The 25,975-nt window shown below is 66.7% G+C and carries 29 protein-coding genes; 16 read left to right on the forward strand and 13 right to left on the reverse strand.

Going from position 1 to position 25,975, the window contains the following annotated elements:
* Positions 1–91 precede the first annotated feature (91 nt).
* The 6 genes from BMX32_RS16340 to BMX32_RS16365 form a co-directional block, all read right to left on the reverse strand.
* Positions 92–1,453 carry an FAD-dependent oxidoreductase gene (locus tag BMX32_RS16340; protein WP_089980737.1) on the reverse strand — a complete coding sequence of 454 codons (1,362 nt, stop codon included), beginning with the start codon at positions 1,451–1,453 and terminating at the stop codon, positions 92–94.
* Between the two features lie 89 nt (positions 1,454–1,542).
* Positions 1,543–2,043, reverse strand: coding sequence for a polyhydroxyalkanoate synthesis repressor PhaR (phaR, locus tag BMX32_RS16345; protein ID WP_089980739.1), 501 nt, complete (start codon positions 2,041–2,043; stop codon positions 1,543–1,545).
* A 106-nt stretch (positions 2,044–2,149) separates the two neighbouring features.
* Positions 2,150–3,709 carry a DHA2 family efflux MFS transporter permease subunit gene (locus BMX32_RS16350; protein WP_089980742.1) on the reverse strand — a complete coding sequence of 520 codons (1,560 nt, stop codon included), beginning with the start codon at positions 3,707–3,709 and terminating at the stop codon, positions 2,150–2,152.
* Positions 3,706–4,905, reverse strand: a complete 1,200-nt coding sequence (locus BMX32_RS16355) for an HlyD/EmrA/EmrK family protein (protein ID WP_089980745.1) — start codon at positions 4,903–4,905, stop codon at positions 3,706–3,708. Before BMX32_RS16355 ends, BMX32_RS16350 begins: the two co-directional genes overlap by 4 nt.
* On the reverse strand, positions 4,902–6,362 hold the full coding sequence (locus tag BMX32_RS16360; RefSeq protein WP_089980748.1) for an efflux transporter outer membrane subunit: 1,461 nt from the start codon (positions 6,360–6,362) through the stop codon (positions 4,902–4,904). Before BMX32_RS16360 ends, BMX32_RS16355 begins: the two co-directional genes overlap by 4 nt.
* Positions 6,359–6,883 carry a MarR family transcriptional regulator gene (locus tag BMX32_RS16365; RefSeq protein ID WP_089980751.1) on the reverse strand — a complete coding sequence of 175 codons (525 nt, stop codon included), beginning with the start codon at positions 6,881–6,883 and terminating at the stop codon, positions 6,359–6,361. Before BMX32_RS16365 ends, BMX32_RS16360 begins: the two co-directional genes overlap by 4 nt.
* Positions 6,884–7,054: 171 nt before the next feature.
* Between BMX32_RS16365 and BMX32_RS16370 the strand changes: the two genes are divergently transcribed.
* On the forward strand, positions 7,055–7,891 hold the full coding sequence (locus BMX32_RS16370) for a hypothetical protein (RefSeq protein ID WP_139206769.1): 837 nt from the start codon (positions 7,055–7,057) through the stop codon (positions 7,889–7,891).
* Positions 7,892–7,947: 56 nt separating this feature from the next.
* Here the strand turns inward: BMX32_RS16370 and BMX32_RS16375 are convergent, their stop codons facing one another.
* A complete protein-coding gene (locus BMX32_RS16375; protein WP_089980757.1) occupies positions 7,948–8,757 on the reverse strand; it encodes a TatD family hydrolase in 810 nt (269 codons plus the stop codon).
* Between the two features lie 141 nt (positions 8,758–8,898).
* Between BMX32_RS16375 and BMX32_RS16380 the strand changes: the two genes are divergently transcribed.
* Both BMX32_RS16380 and BMX32_RS16385 read left to right on the forward strand, forming a co-directional pair.
* On the forward strand, positions 8,899–9,495 hold the full coding sequence (locus BMX32_RS16380; RefSeq protein ID WP_089980760.1) for a glycine zipper 2TM domain-containing protein: 597 nt from the start codon (positions 8,899–8,901) through the stop codon (positions 9,493–9,495).
* 35 nt (positions 9,496–9,530) lie between these two features.
* Entirely contained in the window at positions 9,531–9,998 is a 468-nt protein-coding gene (locus BMX32_RS16385; protein ID WP_089980762.1) for an outer membrane lipoprotein, read from the forward strand.
* Positions 9,999–10,146: 148 nt separating this feature from the next.
* Here the strand turns inward: BMX32_RS16385 and BMX32_RS16390 are convergent, their stop codons facing one another.
* Together BMX32_RS16390 and BMX32_RS16395 are read right to left on the reverse strand one after the other, a co-directional pair.
* Positions 10,147–10,581 carry a cell wall hydrolase gene (locus BMX32_RS16390; protein ID WP_089980765.1) on the reverse strand — a complete coding sequence of 145 codons (435 nt, stop codon included), beginning with the start codon at positions 10,579–10,581 and terminating at the stop codon, positions 10,147–10,149.
* A gap of 487 nt (positions 10,582–11,068) precedes the next feature.
* Positions 11,069–11,854, reverse strand: a complete 786-nt coding sequence (locus BMX32_RS16395) for a CAF17-like 4Fe-4S cluster assembly/insertion protein YgfZ (protein ID WP_089980767.1) — start codon at positions 11,852–11,854, stop codon at positions 11,069–11,071.
* Positions 11,855–12,208: 354 nt separating this feature from the next.
* Between BMX32_RS16395 and sdhC the strand changes: the two genes are divergently transcribed.
* The 8 genes from sdhC to lolD all read left to right on the forward strand — a co-directional run bounded on the left by sdhC (position 12,209) and on the right by lolD (position 18,523).
* Positions 12,209–12,601, forward strand: a complete 393-nt coding sequence (gene sdhC, locus BMX32_RS16405; RefSeq protein ID WP_089980769.1) for a succinate dehydrogenase, cytochrome b556 subunit — start codon at positions 12,209–12,211, stop codon at positions 12,599–12,601.
* A complete protein-coding gene (sdhD, locus tag BMX32_RS16410) occupies positions 12,598–12,984 on the forward strand; it encodes a succinate dehydrogenase, hydrophobic membrane anchor protein (RefSeq protein WP_089980771.1) in 387 nt (128 codons plus the stop codon). The genes sdhC and sdhD overlap by 4 nt, the downstream gene beginning before the upstream one ends.
* Before the next feature lie 3 nt (positions 12,985–12,987).
* Positions 12,988–14,772, forward strand: a complete 1,785-nt coding sequence (gene sdhA, locus BMX32_RS16415) for a succinate dehydrogenase flavoprotein subunit (RefSeq protein WP_089980773.1) — start codon at positions 12,988–12,990, stop codon at positions 14,770–14,772.
* A 21-nt stretch (positions 14,773–14,793) separates the two neighbouring features.
* A complete protein-coding gene (locus BMX32_RS16420) occupies positions 14,794–15,579 on the forward strand; it encodes a succinate dehydrogenase iron-sulfur subunit (protein ID WP_089980777.1) in 786 nt (261 codons plus the stop codon).
* A 59-nt stretch (positions 15,580–15,638) separates the two neighbouring features.
* The gene (locus BMX32_RS16425) at positions 15,639–15,887 is read left to right on the forward strand and encodes an FAD assembly factor SdhE (protein WP_089980780.1); all 249 of its coding nucleotides are present in this window, start codon (positions 15,639–15,641) and stop codon (positions 15,885–15,887) included.
* A complete protein-coding gene (locus BMX32_RS16430) occupies positions 15,859–16,272 on the forward strand; it encodes a hypothetical protein (RefSeq protein ID WP_089980783.1) in 414 nt (137 codons plus the stop codon). The genes BMX32_RS16425 and BMX32_RS16430 overlap by 29 nt, the downstream gene beginning before the upstream one ends.
* A gap of 327 nt (positions 16,273–16,599) precedes the next feature.
* A complete protein-coding gene (locus BMX32_RS16435) occupies positions 16,600–17,841 on the forward strand; it encodes a lipoprotein-releasing ABC transporter permease subunit (RefSeq protein WP_089980785.1) in 1,242 nt (413 codons plus the stop codon).
* Positions 17,834–18,523: a lipoprotein-releasing ABC transporter ATP-binding protein LolD gene (gene lolD / locus BMX32_RS16440; protein ID WP_089980788.1), complete on the forward strand. Its 690-nt coding sequence runs from the start codon at positions 17,834–17,836 to the stop codon at positions 18,521–18,523. Before BMX32_RS16435 ends, lolD begins: the two co-directional genes overlap by 8 nt.
* Positions 18,524–18,553: 30 nt before the next feature.
* Here lolD and BMX32_RS16445 read toward each other — a convergent pair whose 3' ends face one another.
* Positions 18,554–19,303, reverse strand: coding sequence for an anti-sigma factor family protein (locus BMX32_RS16445; protein ID WP_089980790.1), 750 nt, complete (start codon positions 19,301–19,303; stop codon positions 18,554–18,556).
* On the reverse strand, positions 19,300–19,812 hold the full coding sequence (locus tag BMX32_RS16450; protein ID WP_089980792.1) for an RNA polymerase sigma factor: 513 nt from the start codon (positions 19,810–19,812) through the stop codon (positions 19,300–19,302). Before BMX32_RS16450 ends, BMX32_RS16445 begins: the two co-directional genes overlap by 4 nt.
* 130 nt (positions 19,813–19,942) lie before the next feature.
* On the opposite strand from BMX32_RS16450, the gene BMX32_RS16455 reads away from it, so the two are divergent.
* The 3 genes from BMX32_RS16455 to BMX32_RS16465 are packed head-to-tail and all read left to right on the forward strand — an operon-like array spanning position 19,943 to position 22,640.
* Positions 19,943–21,025, forward strand: coding sequence for a catalase family peroxidase (locus BMX32_RS16455; protein ID WP_089980795.1), 1,083 nt, complete (start codon positions 19,943–19,945; stop codon positions 21,023–21,025).
* On the forward strand, positions 21,022–21,561 hold the full coding sequence (locus BMX32_RS16460) for a cytochrome b (RefSeq protein ID WP_089980797.1): 540 nt from the start codon (positions 21,022–21,024) through the stop codon (positions 21,559–21,561). Before BMX32_RS16455 ends, BMX32_RS16460 begins: the two co-directional genes overlap by 4 nt.
* Positions 21,562–21,566: 5 nt before the next feature.
* On the forward strand, positions 21,567–22,640 hold the full coding sequence (locus BMX32_RS16465) for an aminopeptidase (protein WP_089980799.1): 1,074 nt from the start codon (positions 21,567–21,569) through the stop codon (positions 22,638–22,640).
* Positions 22,641–22,668: 28 nt separating this feature from the next.
* Here the strand turns inward: BMX32_RS16465 and BMX32_RS16470 are convergent, their stop codons facing one another.
* Positions 22,669–23,472, reverse strand: a complete 804-nt coding sequence (locus BMX32_RS16470; protein WP_244511584.1) for a cytochrome c — start codon at positions 23,470–23,472, stop codon at positions 22,669–22,671.
* A gap of 85 nt (positions 23,473–23,557) precedes the next feature.
* Between BMX32_RS16470 and BMX32_RS16475 the strand changes: the two genes are divergently transcribed.
* Positions 23,558–23,941, forward strand: coding sequence for a YbbN family protein (locus BMX32_RS16475; protein WP_089980804.1), 384 nt, complete (start codon positions 23,558–23,560; stop codon positions 23,939–23,941).
* Positions 23,938–25,140: a nicotinate phosphoribosyltransferase gene (pncB, locus tag BMX32_RS16480; protein WP_089980807.1), complete on the forward strand. Its 1,203-nt coding sequence runs from the start codon at positions 23,938–23,940 to the stop codon at positions 25,138–25,140. The genes BMX32_RS16475 and pncB overlap by 4 nt, the downstream gene beginning before the upstream one ends.
* Here pncB and BMX32_RS16485 read toward each other — a convergent pair.
* On the reverse strand, positions 25,110–25,916 hold the full coding sequence (locus BMX32_RS16485; RefSeq protein ID WP_089980810.1) for a MetQ/NlpA family ABC transporter substrate-binding protein: 807 nt from the start codon (positions 25,914–25,916) through the stop codon (positions 25,110–25,112). The two genes, pncB and BMX32_RS16485, sit on opposite strands and share 31 nt — an antisense overlap.
* Positions 25,917–25,975: the final 59 nt, after the last annotated feature.

Consider the following 25,975-nt stretch of genomic DNA (forward strand, 5'->3'; position numbering starts at 1 on the left):
ACGCGCGGGACTTCGACCCGCCGCGGACGGTCGTCGTGGTGCGCGCAGCCCCGGACGATGACGCGAACGGGCTCTGGTGCCTCGTCCGCCCCTACAGGGGAAGTGGCGGCAGGGTGGCTTCCAGCGTGCGGACCGCCACGTCGAGGTCGACCGATGCCACCGAGTCGTGCCCCTTCAGCAGCTGTTCGAGCAGGGTGTCCTGCGCCTGGCCTCGCTGGAGGGCGTACGCATAGGGCAGGTGGGTGAACGTGACCATGCGATAGCGCGGCAGGTAATGCGTCGGCGAGCGCTCGGCGAGCAGCGCGCCCAGTTCGCGCTTGCGCAGGTAGTGCGGATCGGCGACGGAGTCGCGCATCTCCACGTAGTTCTCGAGCGCCATCTTCGCGATCGCATCCGCGTTGGGCTTGCGCGTCGCTTCGAACGCGGCGAAGACGGCGGCCGGATCGTCGGGCGTCGCGGCGAACAACCCGGCGAGTTCCGCCGCGTCTTCGAAACCGCAGTTCATGCCCTGCCCGTGGAACGGCACGATCGCGTGCGCCGCGTCGCCGATGAGCAGCGCGCGCCCGTCGATGTGCCAGCGATCGAGGTACAGGGTACCCAGCGTACCGACCGGATGCGCTGCCCAGTCCGCCGCGAAGTCGGGCATGAGTGCGAGCGCGTCGGGGAAATCGGCGCGGAAGAAGGCCTCGGCGGCACCGACGCCCGCGATGGTGCGGAAGCTGGGATGCGGGCCGTCGTTCGGCAGGAACAGCGTGACCGTGAAACTGCCCTCGCGATTGGGCAGCGCGATGGACATGTAGTGGCCGCGCGGCCAGATGTGCAGCGCGTTGCGCTCGATCGCGAACGGTGCCGCCGGATCGGTGCCCGGCGGAATTTCGAGCTCCTTGTAGCCGTGGCCCAGTTCCTCCACGCGTTCGCCGAGCGGAGCATGCGCATGCATCGCCGCGCGAAGGGCCGATCCGGCGCCGTCGGCACCGATCACCACCGGCGCGGCGACCGTGCGTCGCGTGCCATCGGGCGCGCCCAGCGTCAGGGTCCCGGCGTCGAAATCCGCGCCGACGAGGCCCTGATCGAAATGGATCGTCGCGCCCGCGGCTTCGGCGGCGTCGAGCATCAGGGTGTTGAGCCCGCCACGCGAGACGGACCAGATTACTTCGGAATCGTCGACACCGTAGCGTTGCAGTCCGCTGTGGCCGGCCGGGTCGTGGACCATCCGGCCGCGCATCATCACCGCCTGTTCGAGCACCTTTTCGGCCAGACCGGTGGCGCGCAGCGCGTGGAGACCGCGTTCGGCGAGCGCGAGGTTGATGGATCGCCCGCCTTCGAACCCGGCACGCCGGGGATCGGAACGCCGTTCGTAAACCGTCACGCGGAAGCCGCGCTGGGTGAGGAGGGTGGCGACGAGGGCGCCGACCAGTCCGGCGCCGACTACGGCGATGTCGTTACGGGGCATGGAGGCCTAAAGTCCGTGCGCGATATTGCGGGGCAGCGCATCGTGCGCCGCAGCGCCGCCGGGGGCAAGCCCGCGGCGGCCGGACGAGGTCAACTGGCCTTCTTGCCCGTGCGCGGCGCGGGTCGCACCGGCTCCGCTGGCTTGGCCGTGGCGGCATCGAGGAACCCGCGTTGCATGGATTTCCACACGTCGAGGTTGCGCTCGGTCATTTCGTTGAGCATCGACCAGGGGGTCTGGCCCATCAGACTGTTCAGCTGGTTGCGGAACTGCTGCTGCTGGTCGAGAAAGACCTGCAGACTGCGCTCCAGATACGGCCCCATGAAGCCCTGGAGCGAATCGCCATAGAAACGGATGATGTGCGAGAGCAACTGTGGCGAGAGCATCGGCTGCCCGTGTTCCTCGTGCTCGGCGATGATCTGCAGCAGCACGGAACGGGTCAGATCTTCACCGGACTTGGCGTCACGGACCTCGAAAGTTTCCCCGTCGAGGACCAGCTGGCGGACTTCCTCCAGCGTGATGTAGCTCGAGATTTCCGTGTCGTAGAGACGCCGGTTCGGATACTTCTTAATGATGCGTAGGGTTTGTGCCATGCGGCGAAAGCTACCACGAGGTATTGCGCCGCACCAGTTGTACGACGCCCGCGTAATCGTTTACGTGTAACACGCCCGCATTTGGATCGATTTAGCTAACTTTGGATTAATGCGCCGCCGCACCACCGGCGTTTCCGAACGGAGGCCTCGCCAGCCATAGGATCGGAATCAGGGCGAGAAAGAGGATGGCGCAACCCCAGAAAACGTCGTTGACCGCGAGGGTCGCCGCCTCGCGGGTCACGATCTGGTCCACGACCCCGAGAGCCGGTTTGCCGGATACGCCCAGCGTGCCGAGTTTCTGGGTGAAGGCGGTCGTAGCGGGGGCGGCATGCGTGACGTACTCGGTCAGCGACGCGTGATGGGAATCGGTGCGGTGCTGCCAGAGGGTTACCGTGATCGCGGTGGACACGCTGGAGGCGAGCGTGCGGCAGAAGTTCGCCAGACCCGAGGCGCCCGCGATCTGGTCCGGATTGAGGCCCGACAGGAAGATCTGGTTGAGCGGGATGAAGAAGCACGCGATGGCGATGCCCATGATGAAGCGTGGCAGCACGAGCGCGCCGTACGACGCGCCGCTGTTGAATCCCGCGAACCAGAACGACGTGAACGCGAAGACGATGAAGGCGAACGTGACGACGGCGCGCAGTTCGAGTCGCTGGATGTTCTTGCCGATGAAGGGCGACACGATGAAGGCGAGGATGCCCACCGGCGCGGTCGCGAGGCCTGCCCACGTAGCGGTGTAGCCCAGCGTCGTCTGCAGCCAGAGCGGGAACACGACGTTGATGCCGAAGAACGCGAGCATGCCCAGCGACAGCGCGGTCACGCCCACGGCGAAATTGCGTCGCGCGAACAGCGACAGGTCCACCACCGGATGCCTGGCCGTGAGTTCCCAGATGACCAGGAACACCAGGGCCACGAGGGCGATCAGACCCAGCGTCAGGATCATCGGCGACGCGAACCAGTCGTGGTCGTTGCCGTTGTCCAGCATGAACTGCAGGGAGCCCACGCCGATGACGAGCAGGGCGAGGCCCACCGTATCGATCGGCGCGCGCACGATCTTCGTTTCGCGATGGCGCAGGATCGACCAGGTCACGACGCCGGCGGCGGCGCCGACGGGCACGTTGATGTAGAAGATCCACGGCCACGAAAAATTGTCGGTAAGGTAACCGCCGAGAATGGGGCCGAAGATGGGCGCGACGACGACGGTCATCGCCCACATCGCCAGCGCGATGCCTTGCTTCGTCTTCGGATAGCTCGCCAGCAGCAACGACAGGGAGAGCGCGACCATCGGGCCGGACCCTGCGCCCTGCAGGAGGCGGAAGATCACCAGCATCGGCATGTTGGTGGCGAGACCGCAGAGCATCGAGAACGCGACGAACAGGGCCACGGACACGCAGAACGTGCGCACCTCGCCGAAGCGCTTCGCCAGCCATCCCGTCAGCGGCTGCATGATGGCGCTGGCGAGCGCGTAGGAACTGATCGCCCACGTGCCTTCGCTCGCGCTCACGCCGAGGCTGCCCGCGATGTGCGGCACCGCGACGTTCACGATCGTCATGTCGAGGATCTCCATGAACGTGGAGAACGCGACGGCGATCGTCAGCAGCACCAGGGTGCCGCCTTGCAGCGGTTTCAGGCCGCCGCTGGATGGGAGCTCGGCGGCGTCGCTCAAGGCGCGTTGCCCCCGAGGTTGTCGCGCACGATGGCGTCGGCGGCGGCATCGGCCTTCGCGGCGATGTCGTCGTACACCTTGGTCTGAGCGACGGCGACCGTGGAAGGCTGCCTGGCGAGCACGTCGCCCTTGTCGTCCGTGATGTTCACGGTAACGGCGGTGGACAGGCCGATGCGCAGCGGGTGGCGATCGAGGTCGGCGGGATCGAGCGCGATGCGCACGGGCACGCGCTGCACCACCTTGATCCAGTTGCCGGTGGCGTTCTGCGCGGGCAGCAGCGAGAACGCGCTGCCCGTTCCGGCGCCGAGGCCGATGACCTTGCCGTGGTACTCGATGCCGCCGCCGTAGATGTCGGCCTCGACCTTCGCGGGCTGTCCGATGCGGACGTGGCGCAGCTGGCTTTCCTTGAAATTCGCCTCGACCCAGAGGTCGTGCAGCGGGACCACGGTCATCAGCTGCTGCCCGGGCTGCACACTGTTGCCCACCTGCACGCTGCGCAGGGCGACGTAACCGTCGATGGGCGCCACGATGGCATTGCGCTGCGCGGCCACCCACGCCTGGCGAAAACTGGCGCGCGCCTGTTCGACGGCCGGATTGCCTTCGACGTCGGCACCGTCGACCAGCGCGCGGGCCGCGTCGGCCTGGCGCTGCGCGGCATCCAGTGCGGACTGGGCACTCGTCACCGCATCGCGCGCGTGCTGCACTTCTTCGGGTGCCACCGCCTTTTCGGCGAGGAGCGGCACGCGTCGCTTCAGATCGTCCTGCGCGCGCTTGAGGTCCTGTCGGCGCGCCACGAGCGTGGCGTCGGCGCCGGCGGCGGACTGCGTCTGCTGGCGCACCTGGCGAACGGCCTGCGCGAGCGCGCCGCTGGCCTTGCGCAGCGCGATATCGGCGTCGGTCTGGTCGAGCCGCACGAGTACCTGGCCCGCGGTCACGCGTTGCGTGTCGTCGGCATAGACGCCGATGACGATGCCGGGTACCTGTGCCGAGATGCCGACCTGATTGCCGCCGACGTAGGCATCGTCGGTGGTCTCGCGCGTGGAGAACACGAACAGCCAGAGCAGGAACCAGATCGCGGCGGCGAGCAGGAACACGATGACGGCGATGAGCAGCGCGCGGCCACGCTTGCGCTTGTCCTTGGGCGCGTTGCCGCTCTCGTCCTGCGTGCGCGGCGTGTCGTTGGTGGTGGCGCTCATGGGCTCGGGGCTCCGTTCGTGCGAGACGTGGAAGAGGATGCGATGGGTTCGGCGCGGTAGCCGCCGCCGAGGGCCTTGACGAGTGCGACGTCGGTGGACAGCGCCTGCCCGCGGAGTTCCGCGGCCATGTCCTGCTGCTGCACGAGCGCGGCCTCGGTCGCGAGGGATTCGCGGTCGTCGCGCACCCCTCGCGCGGCACGGGCACGTGCGCTGGCGAGCAGTGTCTCCGCGGCGCCGACCTGGGTGTCCTGCTGCACGCGGCGGTCGGCGATCTGCCGGGCGCCGAGGGCCTGCGTCGCGACTTCGCGGGCGGCGGTGACGACTGTCGCGTTGTATTGCGCCACGGCGGCGCCGAGCTGGGCGCGGCTGACGCCGTGATTGGCCTCGAGTGCGCCGCCCTCGAAGATCGGCAGGTGAATCGCCGGCGTGAGCGCGAAAACGCGGCTGTCGGCGGAGAAGACCTTGTCCATGTCGATGCTCGACAGACCGGCCATCGCGCTGAGACTGACGTCGGGAAAGAACTGCGCCCGTGCCGCGTCGGTCTGGCGAAGAGCGGCCTCGACCTGCCAGCGCGTGGCCGCGATATCCGGGCGACGCGCCATCAGGTCGGTGCCGACGCCCTCGGGCAGGCCGAGCGTCACGTCGGGCAACGCGCGCGGCGAGAGCGGGGGCAGGGCGGCCGGAGCGACACCGACCAGCGTGGCGAGCGACGCCCGGCGGATGTCGGCGGAGCCGCGAAGCGCGACCAGCTGCTGCCGCGCGCCTGCCAGCTCCGCCTGCGCCTGGGACTCGGTATCGGGAACGTCGACGCCCTGCTTCACGCGGAGCGCGGCGATGCGCAGGGCGCGCTCGCGCACCGCGACGAGGCGTGCGGCCAGTGCGATACGGGATTCGTCGGCAAGCCAGCCGAAGTACGTATCCGCCACCGTCGCCTGGATGGCGAGGGACGCGGCCGAGCGCTCCGCTTCCGCCGCACGGGCACTGTCGATCGCCGACTCGATGGCGTAGCGCTTCTTGCCCCACCAATCGAAATCGTAACGTACCTGCACGCCGAGGTCGGCCTGGTTGTACCAGGTGAAGCCGAGGAACTGCGCGGGGATCAGGCCGTGTTCGCTCATGCGCTGCCGCGCGACCTGCGCGCTTCCGTCGACGCGCAGCCCCGCCTGCGCCGCAGCGACCTGGATGTTCTGCTGCGCGGATTCGACGCGCGTGCGGGCCTGGGCGAGATCGGGCGCGTCGCGAAGGGCCAGTTCGATCAGCCGATCGAGTTGCGGATCGCCATACGCCTTCCACCATTCGGCGGACGGCCAGGTGTTTCGCCGACCCGCCTCGACGCCGGCGAGAGGTGCCTCGTCGCGCAGCGACGGACGGTCGATCTTCGCCGGCACATGACATGCGCCAAGCGATACGGCGACGGCGCAGGCGAGGAGGGTGGCGCGGAATCGGGGGCGTGTCATGGGCAGGCGTCCGTGTCGACGGAGTCGATGTGCAGGGCGAGCTTCTTGAGCAGGCGCTCGAAGGTCGTGCGCTCCGCCGGGCTGAAGCAGGCGAACGACGCGACCAGGGGCGGAAACATCGGCGGCAGCAGCTTGCTGACGAACCGGCGACCGGCCGCCGTGATGCGGAGCAACACCTGCCGCCGATCGTGCGTGGCGTGCGAGCGGGAAATGAAATCACGCTTAGCCAGCGCGTTCGCGATCCGCGTCATGTTGGTCGGTTTCTGTTCGGCCAGCAGGCACAGTTCGCCCGGTGTCGCGCTGCCGTCTTCGGCGCAGTAGAGCATCATCAGCGTGCGGAAATCGCTGTCGTTCATGCCGTGCGGCTTCAGCTTGCTTTCGAAGTCGCGCAGCAGCGCTCCCGCCGTCAGCATCAGCAGGCGAACGAGCAGTACTTCGGACCGCGGCATCTCGGGGATGCGGCCTGCGACGCTGTCGACGCCCTCGTAGAGCGCATCGACACATGGTTTGAGGCTGGACATTTCGCTGGCGGATAGTTCGCTGGTGAACTAATAGCGTACCGTTGGGCGCCACAGGGTGCAACGGCTGCGACAAGCCGCCGTTTTCGCATGCGGTCTTCCCTCGTATGAGATCACTGGCGGCTTTACCATGTCCGTGCCGGTGCGATGCCGGCTGGTTCCAGGGAGAGGAAGATGAATGATCGAAGCGATGGTCGTCACGGCCGACAGTCTGTTTCCGGCGGTGCACTTTCAGCGGAAGCCGCCACTTACTTCGTCGATGCGGATTTCATGCGTATCCGCCCTCCGACGTTGTTCCCGGCGGCCCAGGTGGTGGCAAGGCTGGCTGTCCCCGAAGCGAATCTGCACGGCGTTTCGGACGCCAATGGCCGCGCGCCTCATCTCATCGGCGTTGCCTTTGATGCGATGGGCTCACGCGTGAGTGGGGCGGTGATCCAATACCACGTGGAGAGTGATGGGGGAACCGGATCGGGCTTCTACGTCGAGGGCGTCGACCATCTGCTGATGGACTCGGTTGCCGTCACACAGGACGACGGCACGGCGATTCCGATGGATCGATGGGTAACGGGCCCCAATCCGGGTACGGCGGCTATCCGGGCGACGCCCGTCGACGGCACTCCGGATGCGTCCGTTCTGTACACACGCACGGTATCCGACAGGGTGCCGGCCACGCTCCGGATTCTGTCCGGCGGCGAAGTCATCCGGAACCGGCCTGGTGAGATCGCCACACGTGTCGCGACGGTCGAGCTCCGGGACGAACAGGGGGACCCCGTGACCTGGGGGCGCGTCGCCGCCGAACTCGTGGACGACGACAAGACGCGATCCGGTCTCGCCACGGCTATAAGAGACATGGATGCGAACGGAAGAGCGACGCTCGAAATCAGCGTCGCGTGCTGGTTCTGGCGGGGCGGTCCGACGAAACATTTTCATATCGAGATCTATCGACCCGGGTACCGGGAAACGACGACGCAGTCGATACCCTGCGAGCTGATTCTGGCGGGAGCCCCTTAGCGATGAAGCCGACGGCGGCGCGGACGGCATCTGGCGGTTGGCGACAGACATAGGCGTCAGTGCGCAGGTGCGCCCGAGCCGTCGTTTCTCCAGTCATCGATGGCGAGCCCGAAGGCCTTTTCCGCGTTGCGGGTCGTTGCGCAGGCGATCGCCGCAGGCGTCACCTCCCGGAGCGCCGCGATCGTCTCGAGCACGTCCGTCATGAAGGCAGGTTCGTTTCGCTCACCACGGTGGTGCACGCAGGGTTGGTCCGGTGCGTCGGTTTCCAGCAGCAGCCATTCGAGCGGCATGGCGGCGACGACGCGCCGGATGCGATTCGCGCGGTCGTAGGTGACGGGGCCACCGATGCCGATGTGAAAGCCGAGATCGAACAGTTGCCGTGCCTGTTCTTCGCTGCCGGCGAAGCTGTGCACCACGCCGCGAAGGCCGCCGATGCGGCGCAGGGTGTGGATGGTTTCCTCGAAGGCGCGACGGGCATGCACGATCACGGGCAGGTCGTGCTCTTTCGCGATGTGCAACTGGCGGACGAAGATCTCCCGCTGGCGTGCGGGGTCCAGCCCTTCCACGTAGAAATCGAGGCCAATCTCGCCCACGGCGACCGCGCCGTGGCAGGCCAGCCAGGCGGGCAGCTCGTCGAGGTGTTCATCCCGATGCGCATCGAGGAAGAGCGGGTGGAGCCCGTAGGCGGGGTAGATGCCGTCGCGCGACGTCGCCAGACCCTCGACTTTCTCCCAATTTCCGCGATCGATCGCCGGTACGATCCAGCGCCGCACGCCGGCGGCGGCCGAGCGGGCGAACATGTCGGCGCGGTCGCCGTCGAACGATACGTCGTCGAGGTGTGCGTGCGTGTCGATGAGATCGAGCATGTAGGGGTAATGCCGAAATGAACGTAGGCGTCAGTCTAAGGCTTCGTTCAGTTTAACGATTGTCAAATGGACCCGAGGCGACTTCCGGGTGATGGGCCTTCGCGCCATCGGGTCGCTGCATTTTTTCTGGAGAGCAGGGTTATGAGCAGGTTGAAGATTTCCGTCCTGAACGCGGGTTTGGGCGCGGCGCTGGTGTTGACGCTTTCCGCCTGTAACCGCGATGCGAATGCCGATGTCGCCAACGGCTCGGCGCCGGCCGGTGCCATGGCGCCGGCGCCCGAAGCGGCAGGCCCCAAGTACGCCCGGGTCGTCAGTGTCGACCCCGTGCGCCAGGCGGCCAGCTCGCCCCAGCGCGAGTGCCACGACGAGGTCGTGACCCGTCGCGCCCCGGTGAAGGACCAGCATCAGATCGCGGGTACCGCCATCGGTGCGGTGGCCGGTGGCCTGCTGGGCAACCAGATCGGCGGCGGCAAGGGCCGCACGCTGGCGACGGTGGCCGGCGCCGTGGGTGGCGGTTACGCGGGTCACGAGATCCAGGAACGCCGTCAGGAGACCAATACGGTCACCAGCACCGTCCGCAAGTGCAACACCGTGGCCGGGACAAGCGGCGACAAGATCGTGGCGTACGACGTGCGCTACGAATACAACGGCGTGACGCGCTCCGTTCGCATGGACCACGATCCGGGCGACCGCGTCGAGGTGCAGGAAGGCGTGAGCGTCGTCTCCGACGCGCGTTGATTTCCCTGATCGGTCTCACCACGAGGACGTACTCCATGCGCAATATCGTTCGTAGCACCGGCCTTGTCGCCGTCGCCATCGCCTCGCTGTCGTTGACCGCGTGTTACGAGCAGCCGCGTCGCGGCTATGGCGGCGATCGCGTGGTCTATTCGGGATCCTCGCGTACCTGCGAGCAGTGCGGTGTGGTGCAGGACATCGAGCAGGTGTACGTCGACAAGGAATCGTCGCCGCTCGGCGCCGTCATCGGCGCCGTCGCGGGTGGCTTGCTGGGCAACACCATCGGCAAGGGCGACGGGCGTTCGGCCGCCACGGTGGGCGGCGCGGTCGTCGGTGGTCTCGTGGGCAACCAGGTCGGCAAGCGAAACGGGACGGAAGACGTGGCGTTCCGCATCCGCATCCGTCTCGACGACGGGCGCTCCGCGATGGTCACGCAGCGCGAAGATCCACAGCTGCGTCGCGGCGACTACGTCGAGGTGCGTGGCGACCGGGTCTATCGTCGCTGACGATATGGCCGTATAGACGTCCAAAAGAAAAGGCCCGCTTTCGCGGGCCTTTTCTTTGGCGCAAAAAAAGACCCTCGTCCGAGGGCCCCTTTTCCCGGAGATCCCAAGCTGCCCGCCTGGATCCCTTTTCCCCCGCGCTTTTCGCCAGTCAGTTGACGGCGTAGAAAGCGTGGTCGCCGATCTTGCGAACGACGCGGCTGGCAGACCAGCTCGGCGATACCGCGACCGTGGCGAAATGATCCGCCTGCGGTACATAGACGAGGCGCTCGCTCTTGGGCAGGCTCCAGTTGTTGATGGAGTCGCCGGCGATTTTCCATGCCTTGGTCCATGCCACGAGATCGGTGATCTCGAAATCCTTCGGCATGAGGGTGATGGCGAACTGACGCGGTGCCTTTACGACTTCACAGACATTGTCGCCGCCCATGCCGCGATCGCGGCGCCTGAGCGCGACTTCCGCCACGGCGTACTGGCCGATGGTGGGTTCGCTGCGGGCTTCCAGGTACACCGTCGTGGCCAGACATGTCTGGTCGGCGAGGTGGCTCGGGAGGACGGACGCCATCCAGAGCAAAGCGGAAAGTTTCATGTGTATCTGCCTCCAACGAGCTTTTCCGTCACTTGCGGCTGGAAAAAAAGCCATGGGAGACGTATGAGCGGTAGACGGGCGGGCAGGCCGTTACTACCTGGACCAACCGACATTCATCCGAGGAATGAAAAAGAAATACGGATGAAGCGGGCGTCACACACTGTGACTGTACTGGTCGGCTGTCCGGAGCCGTCCTGTATGGGGGTTCGCCAAAAGGGAGCGGCTTCGCTGTGCGGCGGCTCCGTTGGCTGTACACGCGCTCTGCAAGGAGATGCGCGTTGCTTCAACTCCGGCTTTCGCCGGGTCGCGCCAGAACCGTCATCGTCGACGGATCGTCGCGGGTGTCACCATGGCGATACACCATGGCCACTACAAATCGATCGGCGGAGCCTAGTGGCGCAAATCGATTTACGCAAGTGCGCGGGCCGCTTGGTTCAGCTTCGACTCATGCATGAAAGAGAACGATTTTTTGCGACACGCATTGTCGTTATGCCGTGAACGTCGTAACTATTTGTAGTCGATTGCCCTCGATATCAAGAGTCTCCTCTTGCGTCGCGGCGTCGTCGAGTACGACGAGAGTCGTAGGCCGCGTTGACGATGCATCGATCATCAGCGCGATACCGACGTCGCGTCCGTTAATGCGCAATGCATCGCCTTCCTGAAGCATGTGTTCAGCGATCGCGACATGCAGATGCCGTTTGTGCCCGCCGAGGAAATGCAGGCGCGCCGCGATCTCCTGTCCGGGAAAACATCCCTTGTCGAATGCGACGGCGCCGATGCGCTCCATCGACAGCGCGGGCGGCAGTAACGTGGCGAGCGCGTTATCGGGAAGCCATGCGAAACCTTTCGCGACATGCCGCGCGCGCCATGCGTCGTCGCCCGTTGCAGCACCGATGCGCAACGATGCGTCGCCTTCGCCGAGCACGAGCGTTCCGTCGTGGTGTTCGACGGCTTCGCCTTCGCCGAGCGCGTCGCCGTCGACGACGTGCATCGCCTCCGATACAGCGATCTTCACCTTCGATCGGAACACGAAGCGACGCAGGTCGTCGGCGAGCCCGACGGAATCGCCGCCGCGAGGCACGAGTACGAAGCGGTCGTCGGCGACGCGGGCGACGTGGAAGAGGGCACGCACGCGACCCTTCGGATCGAGCCAGCCGCTCCAGTGCCAGCGGCCGGTCGGCAGGGTGAGCACGTTGTTGCTCAGCTGCGCGTTCGCGAACGTGGGGGCGTCGGGGCCGGAGAGTGTGATGAGGCGAGTGGTAGTACGGGGCATGGGGGCAGCGCGGGGAGGGGCGGAGGCGTAAGATATACGGTCGGGCCAAGGCCAAGCCAAGGTCCGTCACGTTCGTCAAGGTTGTGCTGCCGTGGCACAGGTATTACGCTTTTAGGGCTTTATAACCATGTCCGACAATCCCTCCGAACCCCAGGACGCGAACGATTCCGCTCCGGCGAAGCCGCTCGTACCGCCATCCGTCCCCACGAATGGCGCAGCGGGGGTCGAGAAAGCGCCATTGGACCCAACGCGTTACGGCGACTGGGAAAAGAACGGACGCTGCATCGACTTCTGAGCACCGGGAGGCGACGGGAGACTGTTGGGCATCAGCGATTCCAATCCAGGATAGCCGCCATGGCACAAACGGGACGACCGCTCTCACCGCATCTCCAGGTCTACAAGTGGCAAGTGCAGATGGTGACTTCCATCCTGCATCGCGCCACCGGCATCATCAATGCCGTCGGTAGCCTCATCATCGTCTGGGGCCTCGCATCCGTCGCCGCCGGCCCGGAAGCCTTCGCCACGTTCACCGGTGTCGCCGGCTCGCCCTTCGGCACCGTGGTGCTGGTCGGCTGGACGCTGAACTTCTTTTATCACCTGTGCAACGGCATCCGTCACCTGGTGCAGGACACCGGCGCCGGTTACGCCGTGCCGTCGTTCGTGCGCTCGAGCTGGCTCGGCATCGTCGCCGCGTTCGTGCTCACCGCCCTGGTCTGGGCCTACATCCTGACGGGAGCCCACGCATGAGCAAGGACCTGCGCAACCCGCTCGCCCGTGCGCGCGGTCTCGGTTCCGCGAAAGAGGGCGTCAGCCACTGGATGCTCCAGCGCGTGACCGCGCTCGGCCTCGTGTTCCTCACGCTGTGGTTCATCGGCACCGTCCTCAGCATCCTGCACGCGGATTACGCCACGGCCCGCGCCACGCTGGCGAAGCCGTGGAACGCGGTGATGCTGATCGCACTCATCCTCACCATGTACCGGCACCTCACCCTGGGGCTGCAGGTCGTGATCGAAGACTACGTCCACACACGCTGGCTCGAAGTAGCCTCGCTGGTGATCATCAAGTTCATCGCCGTACTCGCCGCGCTCACGGGCGTACTGGCCGTGCTGCGCGTCGCGCTCGGAAGCTGATCGATGGAAGCCTACAAGGTTCAACAACACAAGTACGACGTGATCGTGGTCGGTGCCGGCGGCGCCGGTCTGCGCGCCACCTTCGGCCTGGCCGAGAAGGGCCTCAAGGCCGCGTGCATCACGAAGGTCTTTCCCACGCGGTCCCACACCGTCGCGGCGCAGGGTGGCATCTCGGCCGCCCTCGGCAACATGGGTGAAGACGATTGGCGTTTCCATTTCTACGACACGATCAAGGGTTCCGACTGGCTCGGTGACCAGGACGCGATCGAGTACATGTGCCGCGAGGCGATTCCGGCCATCATCGAGCTGGAACATTACGGCGTGCCGTTCTCGCGTACCGAGGAAGGCAAGATCTACCAGCGTCCGTTCGGCGGCATGACCACGCACTACGGTCAGGGCACGGCGCAGCGCACCTGTGCCGCGGCCGACCGTACGGGCCACGCCATCCTGCACACGCTCTACCAGCAGGCACTGGCGCACGACGCGACGTTCTTCATCGAATACTTCGCCATCGACCTCGTGTTCGAGGACGGCAAGTGCGTGGGCGTGCTCGCCCTCGACATGAACGAAGGCACGCTGCACCTGTTCCGTGGCCATGCGGTGGTGATGGCGACCGGCGGCTATGGCCGGGCGTACTTCAGCGCGACGTCGGCCCACACGTGCACGGGCGACGGCGGCGGCATGGTGCTGCGCGCCGGCCTGCCGCTGCAGGACATGGAATTCGTGCAGTTCCACCCGACCGGCATCTACGGCGCGGGCTGCCTCATCACCGAGGGCGTGCGCGGCGAAGGCGGTTACCTCACCAACTCGGAAGGCGAGCGCTTCATGGAGCGCTACGCGCCGAACGCGAAGGACCTCGCCTCGCGCGACGTCGTCAGTCGCGCGATGACGATCGAAATCCGCGAAGGCCGTGGCGTGGGTCCGAACAAGGATCACATCCACCTGAACCTGATGCACCTCGGCCCCGAGGTCATCCACGAGCGCCTTCCGGGCATCGCCGAATCCGCGCGTATCTTCGCGGGCGTCGACGTCACGAAGGAGCCGATCCCGGTGCTGCCGACCGTGCATTACAACATGGGTGGCATCCCGACCAACTATCACGGCGAAGTCGTCACCAAGCGCGACGACGATCCGGATTCGATCGTGCCGGGCCTGTTCGCCATCGGCGAGGCCGCCTGCGTGTCGGTGCACGGCGCCAACCGTCTCGGCTCGAATTCGCTGCTCGACCTGGTGGTGTTCGGTCGCGCGGTGGCGAATCGCTGCGCCGAACTCATCACCTCGGGCGCGCCGCACAAGGATCTTCCGGCCAACGCGCTCGACAAGATCCTGGGCCGCTTCGACGCGCTGCGCTACGCCGACGGCGACAAGCCGACCGCGCAGATCCGCGCGGAAATGCAGAAGACGATGCAGTCCGACGCCGCGGTCTTCCGTACAGGCGACACGCTGAAGGAAGGCTCGCAGAAGATCTCCGAGGTGTTCTCGACGTTCAGGGACGTCAAGGTGTCGGACCGCTCGCTGGTCTGGAATTCCGACCTTATCGAAACGCTGGAACTGTCGAACCTGCTCGCGCAGGCGGTGGCCACCATGCATTCGGCCGAGCAGCGTCCGGAGAGCCGTGGCGCGCACGCCCGCGAGGATTTCCCCGATCGCGACGACCACGACTGGCAGAAGCACACGCTGGTGTGGATCGACGAGGCCGGCAAGTCGAGCTTCGATTTCCGCCCGGTGCACATGTACACCCTGACGGACGATGTCGAAGTCGTGCCGCCGAAAAAGCGCGTTTACTGATACCGGACCGGAGAGGCCATCGTGGCAGAGTTCACGCTACCCAAGAATTCCAAGATCCAGGCCGGCAAGCATTACCCGGCGAAGGGCGCGAAGAACGTGCGCACCTTCAAGGTCTACCGCTGGACGCCGGACGACGGACAGAACCCGCGCACCGACACGTACGAGGTCGACCTCGACACGTGCGGTCCGATGGTTCTGGACGCCCTGCTGAAGATCAAGAACGAAATCGACTCGACGCTTTCACTGCGCCGCTCGTGCCGTGAAGGCATCTGCGGTTCGTGCGCGATGAACATCGACGGCACCAACACGCTCGCCTGCACCAAGGCGATCGGCGATTGTGGCGGCGGCACGGTCAACATTTACCCGCTGCCGCACATGCCGGTGGTGAAGGACCTCGTGCCCGATCTCACGCACTTCTACGCGCAGTTCGCGTCGATCAAGCCGTGGATGCGCACGCAGAGCCCGGCGCCCGCCGACAAGGAGCGCCTGCAGTCGCCGGAAGACCGCAAGAAGCTCGACGGTCTCTACGAGTGCATCCTGTGCGCCTGCTGCTCGACGTCGTGCCCCAGCTACTGGTGGAACGGCGACCGTTACCTCGGCCCCGCGATCCTCCTCCAGGCGTATCGCTGGATCGTCGACAGCCGCGACGAAGACACCGGCTCGCGTCTGGACGACCTCGAGGATCCGTTCAAGCTCTATCGTTGCCACACGATCATGAACTGCGCGCGCACCTGCCCCAAGGGTCTGAACCCGGCGAAGGCGATCGCGGAGATCAAGAAACTGATCGTGCAGCGCCGCTCGGCCTGATCGGGTTCTGCCCCGCAGGAGCCGCTCTAGCGGCTCCTGCGGGGCAGGTCCGCCAGCGTATGGAAGAAGCCCGACTCAAGCGTCTCCGTTGGCGTACCCGCAGGGGAACGCGCGAACTCGATCGCCTGTTCGGCGGCTGGCTCGACGAGCGTTTCGCCGACGCCGACGAAGCCACGCGGCTGGCATTCGATGAACTCCTCGACGTCCAGGATCCCGATCTCTGGGATTGGGTGATGGGCCATGCCCGCGCTCCCCGCGACGACTGGCAGGGCATCATCGATGACATTCGCGCGAGGCATCGCCTTTGAGTACCGGGCCTCGCCCGGGCTGATACGTGTCGGCGCCGGGGTCGCGGCGCTGGCCGCCATGGCGCCCTGGTTCACAGGTCTGCCCCTCGTTCTCCGGTTTTTCTTGGCTGTCGCCATCGCGATGGTCGGCTACGCGCGCCTGCGCGCGTTCGGGCGACCGGCGCTTTCGGCGTTGTGCTGGGCATCCGACGACGTGTGGACCGTCACGCTGGCGGGCGGCGACGAGCGGGCGGCGGAGCCGCGCCACGCACGTATTTTCGGCAGGGCGGTGTTCCTCGACCTGCGCTGGGACGGCGGAGCGGAGCAGGTGGCGCTGTTGCCGGACAACTTGGCGGCGGACGAGCTTCGGCTGCTGCGCGGGAGGCTGATGTCCGGGAAGCGCTGAGGCGAGCACCCTTCGCGAGCGAGCTCGCTCCCACAGAATGGCCGGCTTTGCGGTGCCTTTGTGGGGAGCTGGCTTGCCGGCGAGCCCGCGGCAGCGGGCATGCTTGCTTCGGGCCGGGCCGACACGAGCACCCTTCGCACGTGAACGCGCTTCCCACGGGGCCAACCTGCAGGAGTGCTTCGGTCGGGCTGGAACCTGATCGCGGCGTCGCTGTCAGATCCGGGCAGGACATCCGGTCGGCTTGCCCGGAAGGGCCGCATCGGGCACTCTGCCGCGCGGTGCCGCCTTTCGTGGCGACTCCCTCATCAAAGGCTGTTCCTACAGATCATGTTCAGACCCCTGGAACTCTTCATCGGCTTGCGCTACACCCGCGCGAAGCGCCGCAACCAGTTCATTTCGTTCATCTCGACGGTGTCGATCATCTGCATCGCGATCAGCGTGACAGCGCTGATCACCGTGATGTCGGTGATGAACGGCTTCGACAGCGAGCTGCGCAATCGCATCCTCGGTGCGGTGTCGCACGTGACGGTGTCGGGTATCGACGAGACGGTGCAGAACTGGCAGGGCGCCATCACCACGGCCGAAGCGACGCCCCATGTGCGGGGTGCCGCGCCTTACGTGGAGATCCAGGCGTTCCTGCAGGCGCAGCGTCCGAGCGGCGCGCTCATCCGCGGCGTGCTGCCGTCGATGGAGCCGAAGGTGTCGGACATCGACCAGCACATGGTCGAGGGCAAGATGACCGACCTCACGGATCGCAGCTGGAAGATCGTGCTCGGTCGCGAGCTCGCCCTGCAGCTCGGCGTGTCGGTCGGCGACAAGGTCACGGTCGTCGTGCCGCAGTTCACGGCCACGCCGATGGGCGCCGTGCCCAAGCTGCGGAGCTTCACCGTCAGCGGCATCTTCGAGCTGGGCATGCAGGAATACGACGCCAACCTGGCACTCGTGTCGATGCAGGACGCCGCGCGCCTGAATGGCACCGACGGTCCGACCGGCATCCGGCTGAAACTCGACGACATGAACGAGGCGTACCCGGTCGCGGGCGTGCTGGCGAACGAACTGGGCCAGACCTACCGCGTGGCCACGTGGATGGACACGCACGCCAACTTCTTCCGCGCGATCGAGATGGAGAAGAAGGTGATGTTCATCATCCTCTCGCTCATCATCCTGGTCGCGGTGATCAACCTCATCTCGATGCTGATGATGCTGGTGACCGACAAACAGGCCGACATCGCCATCCTGCGCACGCTGGGTTCCACGCCGCGCAGCATCATGGGCATGTTCATGGTGCAGGGCGTGCTGGTGGGCATCGTGGGCATCGGCTTCGGCGTGTTGCTGGGTGCGGTGCTGTCGCTCAACCTTCCGGTCATCGTGAAGTGGATCGAACACGTGACGGGCCAGACGTTCCTCTCGCCCGACGTCTACTACATCAGCGAACTTCCGAGTCAGCTGCTCTGGTCCGACGTGGGCTGGGTGGTCCTGGTGACGTTCGCTTTCTCGCTGCTTGCGACGCTCTACCCGGCGTGGCGCGCTTCGCGCACGCAGCCCGCCCAGGCGCTCCGTTATGAATGAGTCGAACGACATCGTCCTGCGCGCCACCGGCGTCGCCAAGGTCTACGAAGAGGGCGACCTCCGCACCGGCGTGCTGTCCAACGTGAACTTCGCGCTGCGCCGCGGCGAGACGATGTCCATCGTCGGCGCGTCCGGTTCGGGCAAGTCCACGCTCCTGCACATCATCGGCGGTCTCGACACGCTCAGCGCCGGCAAGGTCGAGGTCAACGGTCGCGTGCTGTCCGAGCTGTCGGACGCCGAGCGCGGTCGCGAGCGCAACCGATCGCTCGGGTTCATCTACCAGTTCCACCACCTGCTGCCCGAGTTCACGGCGCTGGAAAACGTCTGCATGCCGCTCCTGATTCGCGGTGTCTCCATTGCGCAGGCGCAGAAGGAAGCGACGGCGCTGCTCGAACGCGTCGGGCTGGGCGCCCGGCTGCGTCATCGGCCCGCCGAGATGTCGGGCGGCGAGCGCCAGCGTTGCGCCGTCGCGCGCGCGCTCGTGACGCGCCCGGCCTGCGTGCTTGGCGACGAGCCGACGGGCAACCTCGACGAGGCCAACGCCGCGCACGTGTACGAACTGATGATCGAGCTCAACCGCGAGATCGGTACGAGCTTCGTGCTGGTGACGCACGATTCGCGACTGGCCGGGCGGATGGATCGCACGCTGGAACTGCACGCGGGCGAGTTGCACGAGCGCTGACGCACGCGCCTTATCCCGCGGCGGGTGCGCTCAGATCGAGCGCGCCACCACGCGTTCCGCGGCGCCGCGTCCCGCTTCCGTCGACGTCGAGACCACGGCGTAGTTGTGCCCTCCGTCCGACCAGTAGCTGGCCAGCAGGCCGCCTTCCTCGCGCGCGCCGCGCGGCAGCAGGTGCCGCGCGGGTCCTGGCGGACGGACGTAGAAACTGACCGTGTGACCGTTGCCGTCGTCGTAAAGCACCATGCCCGCGGGGCCCTGTTCGGTGGCGAAAAGGCGTCCGCCGATGGGACGGAACCCGGCGTCGGCGAGGTCGGGCAGGCGGATGTCCGAGCCGATTCGTCCGGCCAGCCAGGCGCGCAGGTCGGTTTCGTTGCCCGTCGTGATATCCATGCCCACGCCGTGGTCCATCGCCAGAAGCCGGTACGCCTGCATGGCATCCGCCATCGGAGCGTCGCCGGTGCCGACACCCCGGGCCGTCCAGCCGGCGATGCTGCCCACCGCGAGGCAGACGAACAACGCCGCGGCGACGGCGAGCCGCTGGGCGCGGCGGCGCCGCGACGTCTCGCGCACGAGGATCGGGTCGAGGCCCGGTGCCGGTGCGAGATCGCCGGCGAGCAGCGTACGGAGCTGCTGGGCATCCTGACGCCAGCCGTGGACTTCTTCCGCCTGTTCCGCGTGCCGGGCGAGGTAACGCTCCACCTCGCTGCGGTGCGCGCTGTCCAGGTGACCGTCCACGTACGCGTGGATGTCGTGTTCGCTGGGGGGCGTGGTCGTCGTCATTTCAGCAGTCGCAGTGACGGGGATTCGGGGTCGCCCTCGCCCAGCTGGCGGAGCGCGCGGCGGGCGCGGGATAGGCGGGACATCACCGTGCCGATCGGCACCTTGAGGATGTCGGCCACCTCGCGGTAGCTCATGCCCTCGACGGTGATCCACAGCAGCAGGCTGCGCTGCTCCACCGGCAGGGCAGCGAAGGCGGCGAGCGTGGAATGGGCGAGCGCCACGCGCTCGGCGGACGGCCACGTCGGTTCGTCGTTCGAGATCGAACCCAGCAGCAGGGCCTGCCGGGCGGCCCGGCGTTTGCCGTCGAGGAACAGCCTGTACAAGATCGCGAAGAGCCAACCGCGCAGGCTCTCTTCATCGCGACGCGTATGCCAGCGGGACAACGCGCGTTCGACGGCCGACTGCACGAGGTCGTCGGCGGCATGCGCGTCGCGGGTAAGCCAGAGCGCGAAGCGCCGCATGCGCGGCAGCATCGAGCGGAGGGCTTCATCGATTCGCGGGTCGGACATGCCGGGGGGGCTCTCGCCGGATCTGATATGGACGTTGGACGTCCGATGGGCGAAATTATTCCCACGCCGGGAATAAAAGTCCCTGACGTACGTCCCACCCTGGAATGCCAACGCCACCAGGAACGACACGATGACAGACGAAAGGCAGGAATCACGCCCACCGGTCCGCACGACGGGACGATGGGTCGCGATAGGGGTGATCGTAGCGGCCGTCGCTGCCGTTTTCGGGTATGTCGGGGGGTGGCTCGCGCCGGAACGCCTCACGCCGAAACGCATCGTCGACGAACTGCAATCGACGGGCGGAGAGCATCCGGGCTTCCGCCGTAACCACGCCAAGGGCATCTGCGTGACCGGCCGCTTCGAGTCGAACGGCGCGCTGGCGGCGTTTTCGACCGCCCGCCTGTTCGCTCCTGGCAACACGCCCTTCGTGGGGCGCCTCGCCATTCCCGGCGGCAACCCGTACGCGCCGGACGGATCCATCCCGATCCGTAGCTTCGCCCTGCGCTTCGACCTTGCCGACGGCGAGCAGTGGCGCACGGGCATGAACGCGATGCCCGTGTTTCCGGTGACCACGCCCAAGGCGTTCTACGACCTCACGGTCGCGACGCATCCCGACCCCGCCACCGGAAAGCCGGACCCCGAAAAGGCGAAAGCCTTCTTCGGGGCGCACCCCGAGACGGGCCCGTTCCTCGCATGGATCAAGTCGGCCAAGCCGTCGGCGAGCTACGCCACGGAGACCTACCGCAGCATCAACGCGTTCTACCTGCGCGACGCGGGCGGGCAGCGCCGTGCCGTCCGCTGGCAGGTGGTGCCGGAGCAGGGGCCCGAGGGCGACGGCGGTGCCGCCGCCGGCGATGCCGACTTCCTCGCCGCCGACCTCATGAAGCGTCTGGGGCAGGGGCCGTTGCGCTGGCACCTGCAGATGATCTTCGCCGACCCCGGCGACCCGGTGGACGACGCGACGAAGGTCTGGCCCGACGGGCGCAAGCTCGTCGACGCGGGTACCGTCGTGGTCGACGCCGCCGAGGCGCAGGCCGCTGGCCCGTGTCGCGACGTCAACTACGATCCGATGATCCTCCCTCGCGGTATCGAGCCATCGGACGACCCGCTGCTCCCCGCGCGTTCGTCGACCTACGCCGATTCGTTCCTGCGCCGCACCAGCGAGGAAGCGCACGTCCCGGGCACCGCCCATCCGAAGGAGGCCCGCCCATGAGCCGTCCCGAAACCTTCCACTGGTTCGCGCGCCTGCTGCACTGGCTGATGGCGGCGATGATCGTGTCGATGCTCTTCATCGGCGCCGGCATGGTCACCAGCGTCGAATCGAAGCACACGTGGCTGCTCGCCATCCACAAACCGCTCGGGATCAGCATCTTCGTGCTGGCGTTGATCCGCCTGGGTTTCCGCCTCACGCACCCGGCGCCCCCGCTGCCCGACGACATGCCGCTCTGGCAGAAGCTCGCCGCGCACGCCTCGCACTGGCTGTTCTACGTGCTGATGATCGGTCTTCCGCTCGTCGGCTGGGGCATGCTGTCGGCCGGCAATTTCCCGGTGACGCTCGGAGGCGGCCTTCGCCTGCCACCGATCCTGCCCTTCGATCCGCTCCTGTACGCATGGCTGCGGGAAGCCCATCGCTACCTCGCGTGGCTGTTCTTCCTCACCTATCTCGCGCACATGGGGGCGGCCTTGATGCACGGCCTGATCCGCCGCGATGGCGTGCTTCAGGCGATGACGGGGAGGCGTGCACAATAGGGCGCATGCGCCCAGTGTCCCTAGCCTTCGTCGCCACCCTGCTGTTGCTCGCCGGATGCCGTTCGCTCGGCTATTACGCCCATGTCGCCCACGGACAGGCGGCACTGCTGGGGGATCGGCGACCGATCGCGAAGGTGATCGCCGATCCGAAGACGCCCGTGTCGACCCGCGACCGCCTCGTCCTGGCCGGCGAGGCGCGTCGCTTTGCTTCGACGAACCTCGGCTTGCCGGAGAACCGCAGCTACACGTACTACGTCGCGCTCGACCGGCCCTGGGTGGCGTGGAACGTCTTCGCCACGCCCGAGCTTTCGACCGCGCCCGTGACGCATTGCTTTCCGGTCGCGGGATGCGTCGCGTATCGCGGCTACTTCCGTCGCGACCTCGCCGATCGCGAGGCCGCACGGCAGGCCGCGCTAGGCCACGACGTCGCGATCGGCGAGGTGCCTGCGTACTCCACGCTCGGCTGGTTCGCCGACCCCATCCTCAGTAGCATGATGCGCTGGGACGACGACGATCTGGCCGGCACGATCTTTCACGAACTCGCGCACCAGAAGCTCTACGTGAAGGACGACTCGTCGTTCAACGAATCGTTCGCCACCTTCGTCGAGCGCGAAGGCCTGCGCGAGTGGCGGCGCTCGCGTCGTCTGTCGCCGCCCGACGAGCGCGGCGACCGGCTGGAACGTTCGTTCACCACGCAGGTGCTCGCCCTGCGCGACCGCCTGCAGGCGATCTATGCGGAGGATCGCACCGACGAGGCGAAGCGCGTGGCCAAGGCGGAGGCGTTCGAGGACTTTCGCGGCCGCTACCTCGACTGGCGCGCCGCGGAAGCGGGCGGCGACCATCGCTACGATCGCTGGATGTCACGCCCCCTGAATAACGCGCGCCTGCTGCCGTTCGGGCTGTACGACACGTGGGTCGACGCGTTCGGCGCGGTGTTCGCCCAGTCGGACCGGCGCTGGGACGTGTTCTACGAGCGTGTGCGTCAGCTGTCGAAGTTGCCGCCCGCCAGACGCGAGCGTGAACTGGCGCGCCTGGGTGCGAGCCAGCCTGCTGGCGATGAGAGCTCGCGGCGAGACTGATTCGCCAGCAGGCTGGCTCCCACGGGGATCATTGCGCCTTCCGCCCCGACATGTGCTTCAGATACGCCAGCAGATCGTCGAGATCGGCATCCGTGAGCACCTTGCGATCGAACCCGGGCATCTTCGCCTGCGGCCAGTGGCGGAGATCCTGTGGGTTGCGGACGAGCGTGCGGAACAGGTCGTCGCGCAGGTACTCGGTGGGGCTGTGCGGGATGTTGAGGTCCGGACCGAGTTTCGCGTCGCCCTGGCCGTTGAGCGTGTGACACGTGATGCAGTTGCGCTGGAATACCGCGAAACCGCGGCGGGCCGGTGCATCCTTCGGCAGGCTGGCCGCGGGTTGCATGGCGGGGAAGCGGGATGCGGGGTCGGCGAGGACACGGATGGCCGTCACCTGGTACGGCCATTGCTCGGGACCCACCTGGCCCGCGGCAGGGTTCGTCCACACGAGATAGAAGGGCCCCGCGCTGGGCTTGCCCTCCGCGAGGGCGGGCCACGGCTTGCCCGGGGGCTCGACGGCGAGCCACGCCTCGGCGCCGTGCCCGTCGACGATCAGCGACGCCGGCATTTCCGCGGCGAAGCCGTCGAGGGCAACGAACTGCAGATGGGCATCGGCGGGCACGCCCGACAGCAGGGCCTTCAGCGGAACGGCGACATAGCGGGTCTCGCGATGGTAGGAGACATCGCCCGGCACGCGGATCTCGCGCGCGTCGGGCCGGGCGAGCAGCTGCTCGACGGTGAACGCCCGGGCGGTGGCGCCTGTCTGCAGGGTAAGGGTCGCGGCCGGCGCGATGCCGGCGCAGGTCAGCAGGAGGATGGCGATGAGTGCGCGCACGTGAGGCCTTGCGAATCGGACGGGGACCCTCGGATTATGGCCGCAACGCCCCCATGTGGACCGGACACGATCCACGGAATTCCCCATGGCCGACACCACCGTCCCCGATTTCTTCGAGCGTTTTCCGATGCAGCGCGTGACGACCGGCGAACTCGACGCCGAGCTCGCCGCCGACGACGACCGCATCGTCATCCTCTTCCTCTGGGGGCGCGACTGTCCGAACTGCGATATCGCCAAGCGGCAGATCCTGCTGACGGCGGAGCGGTTCGGCTGGCCCGAAGTCCGCTGGCTGCACGACAACGTCTACGACGATCCGAAGATGGCGACGCGTTTCGGCCTGCACGGCATCCCGGCATGGTTCCTGTTCCATCGCGGAAAGAAACTGGGCCGGATCACGTCGTGGCCCGGCACGGACGCCTTCGTCGACGCGGTGAACAGGCAGATCGTCTCGACGGGCGCCACGGCATGATCGTCGGCTCGCTGCTCGATACCGATCTGTACAAGTTCACGATGATGCAGGTCGTGCTGCATCAGTATCCGGCCGCCGAGGTCGAATACCGCTTCCGCTGCCGCACGCCCGGCATCGATCTGGTGCCGCTGATCGGCCGCATCCGCGAGGAGCTCGACGCGCTCTGCGCGCTGCGTTTCACGGACGACGAGCTCGATTACCTGCGCGGCCTGCGCTTCATCGACAGCGACTTCGTCGATTTCCTCGGCCTTTTCCAGCTCAACGCGAAGTACGTGCACATCGCGCCCGCGGCGCATGGCGGCGGCGAGATCGACATCGTGATCTCCGGCCCGTGGCTGCACACGATCATGTTCGAAGTGCCGCTGCTCGCCATCGTCAACGAGCTGTATTTCCGCAGCGCGTATCCGGACATCGGGCTCGACGAGGGCAGGGCGCGACTGAAGGCGAAGATCGAACGGCTGCGCGATACGCCGGGATACGACAAGGTGCGCATCGCCGATTACGGCACGCGCCGTCGTTTCTCCCGGGACTGGCACGAGGAAATGCTGGCGACGCTGAAGGCCGGGCTCGGTCCGCAGCTCGCGGGCACGAGCAACGTGTGGCTGGCGAAGCGGCTGGGTCTCGTACCCATCGGCAGCATGGCGCACGAATACCTGCAGGCATTCCAGTCGCTCGGGCCCCGGCTGCGCGATTCGCAGACGGCGGCGCTGGAGGCCTGGGCGCGCGAATACCGCGGCGACCTCGGCATCGCGCTCTCCGACGTCTACGGACTCGACGCGTTCCTGCGCGACTTCGACATGTACTTCTGCAAGCTCTTCGACGGGGCACGCCACGATTCGGGCGATCCGTTCAGCTGGGGCGACAGGGTGCTCGCGCACTACGACAGGAATCGCGTGGATCCTCGCACGAAGACCCTGGTCTTCAGTGACAGTCTCGACATCCCGAGGGTGATGGAGCTCTACCGGCATTTCGCCGGCCGTTGCCTGCTGTCGTTCGGCGTCGGCACGAACCTGACCAACGACATGGGGCCGACGCCGCTCAACATCGTGATCAAGATGACCCGTTGCAACGGCCAGCCGGTGGCGAAGCTTTCCGACTCGCCGGGGAAGGCGATGGGTTTCGAGGACCCGGATTACGTCGCCTACCTGCGCAAGGTGTTCGACCTGCCTCAGAACGCGGGAAGCACCGCGCCGCCGTAGGTCTTCTCGATGAAGGCCTTGACCTCGGGCGAGGTGAGGGCCTTCGCGAGCTTCTGCACGCGCGGATCGTCCTTGTTGTCGGGACGGGCGACGAGGAAGTTGACGTACGGCGAATCCTTGCCCTCGATCAGCAGGGCGTCCTTCAGCGGATTGAGCTTCGCCGCCAGCGCGTAGTTGGTGTTGATCAGCGCGAGGTCGACCTCGCCGACCACACGCGGAAGCATCGCGGCTTCGAGCTCGCGGAACTTCAGGTGCTTCGGATTCTCCACGACGTCCTTCAGCGTCGCGAGGCGATCGTTGGGGTTCTTCAGCGTGATCAGGCCGTGCTTCGCCAGCAGGAGCAGCGCGCGGCTGTTGTTGCTGGGATCGTTCGGGATCACCACGTCGGCACCATCGGGAAGCTGGTCGATCGACGTGTACTTGCGCGAATACGCACCGAACGGCTCGATGTGCACGCCGACCACCGTGACGAGACGGGTGCCGCGTTCCTTGTTGAACGCGTCGAGATAGGGCTCGGTCTGGAAGAAGTTGGCGTCCAGCTGCTTCTGCGCCACCTGCATGTTCGGCTGCACGTAATCCGTGAATACGCGGATCTCGAGGTCCACGCCTTCCTTCGCCAGCAGGGGCTTGATCTCCTTGAGGATCTCCGCGTGCGGCACCGGAGTGGCGGCGACGGTCAGCTTCGTCTCGCCGCCCTTGTCGCCGTCCTGGCCGCCCGAACAGCCCGCGAGAAGGATCGCGAGGGCGGTGCCGAGGGGGAGCAGGTACTTCTTCATGGGGGTGTCCGTCGCGTCATGTTGCGGTGCGACAGCATAGACGTCCATACCGCCGGATG

It is taken from the genome of Luteibacter sp. UNCMF331Sha3.1, assembly GCF_900109915.1.
In the GTDB taxonomy this organism is placed as follows: domain Bacteria; phylum Pseudomonadota; class Gammaproteobacteria; order Xanthomonadales; family Rhodanobacteraceae; genus Luteibacter.

Coding starts and splice junctions, on each gene's coding strand:
- BMX32_RS16340 (WP_089980737.1), bottom strand. CDS start 1,453: ATGCCCCGTAACGACATCGCCGTAGTCGGCGCCGGACTGGTCGGCGCC.
- phaR (WP_089980739.1), bottom strand. CDS start 2,043: ATGGCACAAACCCTACGCATCATTAAGAAGTATCCGAACCGGCGTCTC.
- BMX32_RS16355 (WP_089980745.1), bottom strand. CDS start 4,905: ATGAGCGCCACCACCAACGACACGCCGCGCACGCAGGACGAGAGCGGC.
- BMX32_RS16360 (WP_089980748.1), bottom strand. CDS start 6,362: ATGACACGCCCCCGATTCCGCGCCACCCTCCTCGCCTGCGCCGTCGCC.
- BMX32_RS16365 (WP_089980751.1), bottom strand. CDS start 6,883: ATGTCCAGCCTCAAACCATGTGTCGATGCGCTCTACGAGGGCGTCGAC.
- BMX32_RS16370 (WP_139206769.1), top strand. CDS start 7,055: ATGAATGATCGAAGCGATGGTCGTCACGGCCGACAGTCTGTTTCCGGC.
- BMX32_RS16375 (WP_089980757.1), bottom strand. CDS start 8,757: ATGCTCGATCTCATCGACACGCACGCACACCTCGACGACGTATCGTTC.
- BMX32_RS16380 (WP_089980760.1), top strand. CDS start 8,899: ATGAGCAGGTTGAAGATTTCCGTCCTGAACGCGGGTTTGGGCGCGGCG.
- BMX32_RS16385 (WP_089980762.1), top strand. CDS start 9,531: ATGCGCAATATCGTTCGTAGCACCGGCCTTGTCGCCGTCGCCATCGCC.
- BMX32_RS16390 (WP_089980765.1), bottom strand. CDS start 10,581: ATGAAACTTTCCGCTTTGCTCTGGATGGCGTCCGTCCTCCCGAGCCAC.
- BMX32_RS16395 (WP_089980767.1), bottom strand. CDS start 11,854: ATGCCCCGTACTACCACTCGCCTCATCACACTCTCCGGCCCCGACGCC.
- sdhC (WP_089980769.1), top strand. CDS start 12,209: ATGGCACAAACGGGACGACCGCTCTCACCGCATCTCCAGGTCTACAAG.
- sdhD (WP_089980771.1), top strand. CDS start 12,598: ATGAGCAAGGACCTGCGCAACCCGCTCGCCCGTGCGCGCGGTCTCGGT.
- sdhA (WP_089980773.1), top strand. CDS start 12,988: ATGGAAGCCTACAAGGTTCAACAACACAAGTACGACGTGATCGTGGTC.
- BMX32_RS16425 (WP_089980780.1), top strand. CDS start 15,639: ATGGAAGAAGCCCGACTCAAGCGTCTCCGTTGGCGTACCCGCAGGGGA.
- BMX32_RS16430 (WP_089980783.1), top strand. CDS start 15,859: ATGACATTCGCGCGAGGCATCGCCTTTGAGTACCGGGCCTCGCCCGGG.
- BMX32_RS16435 (WP_089980785.1), top strand. CDS start 16,600: ATGTTCAGACCCCTGGAACTCTTCATCGGCTTGCGCTACACCCGCGCG.
- lolD (WP_089980788.1), top strand. CDS start 17,834: ATGAATGAGTCGAACGACATCGTCCTGCGCGCCACCGGCGTCGCCAAG.
- BMX32_RS16445 (WP_089980790.1), bottom strand. CDS start 19,303: ATGACGACGACCACGCCCCCCAGCGAACACGACATCCACGCGTACGTG.
- BMX32_RS16450 (WP_089980792.1), bottom strand. CDS start 19,812: ATGTCCGACCCGCGAATCGATGAAGCCCTCCGCTCGATGCTGCCGCGC.
- BMX32_RS16455 (WP_089980795.1), top strand. CDS start 19,943: ATGACAGACGAAAGGCAGGAATCACGCCCACCGGTCCGCACGACGGGA.
- BMX32_RS16460 (WP_089980797.1), top strand. CDS start 21,022: ATGAGCCGTCCCGAAACCTTCCACTGGTTCGCGCGCCTGCTGCACTGG.
- BMX32_RS16465 (WP_089980799.1), top strand. CDS start 21,567: ATGCGCCCAGTGTCCCTAGCCTTCGTCGCCACCCTGCTGTTGCTCGCC.
- BMX32_RS16475 (WP_089980804.1), top strand. CDS start 23,558: ATGGCCGACACCACCGTCCCCGATTTCTTCGAGCGTTTTCCGATGCAG.
- pncB (WP_089980807.1), top strand. CDS start 23,938: ATGATCGTCGGCTCGCTGCTCGATACCGATCTGTACAAGTTCACGATG.
- BMX32_RS16485 (WP_089980810.1), bottom strand. CDS start 25,916: ATGAAGAAGTACCTGCTCCCCCTCGGCACCGCCCTCGCGATCCTTCTC.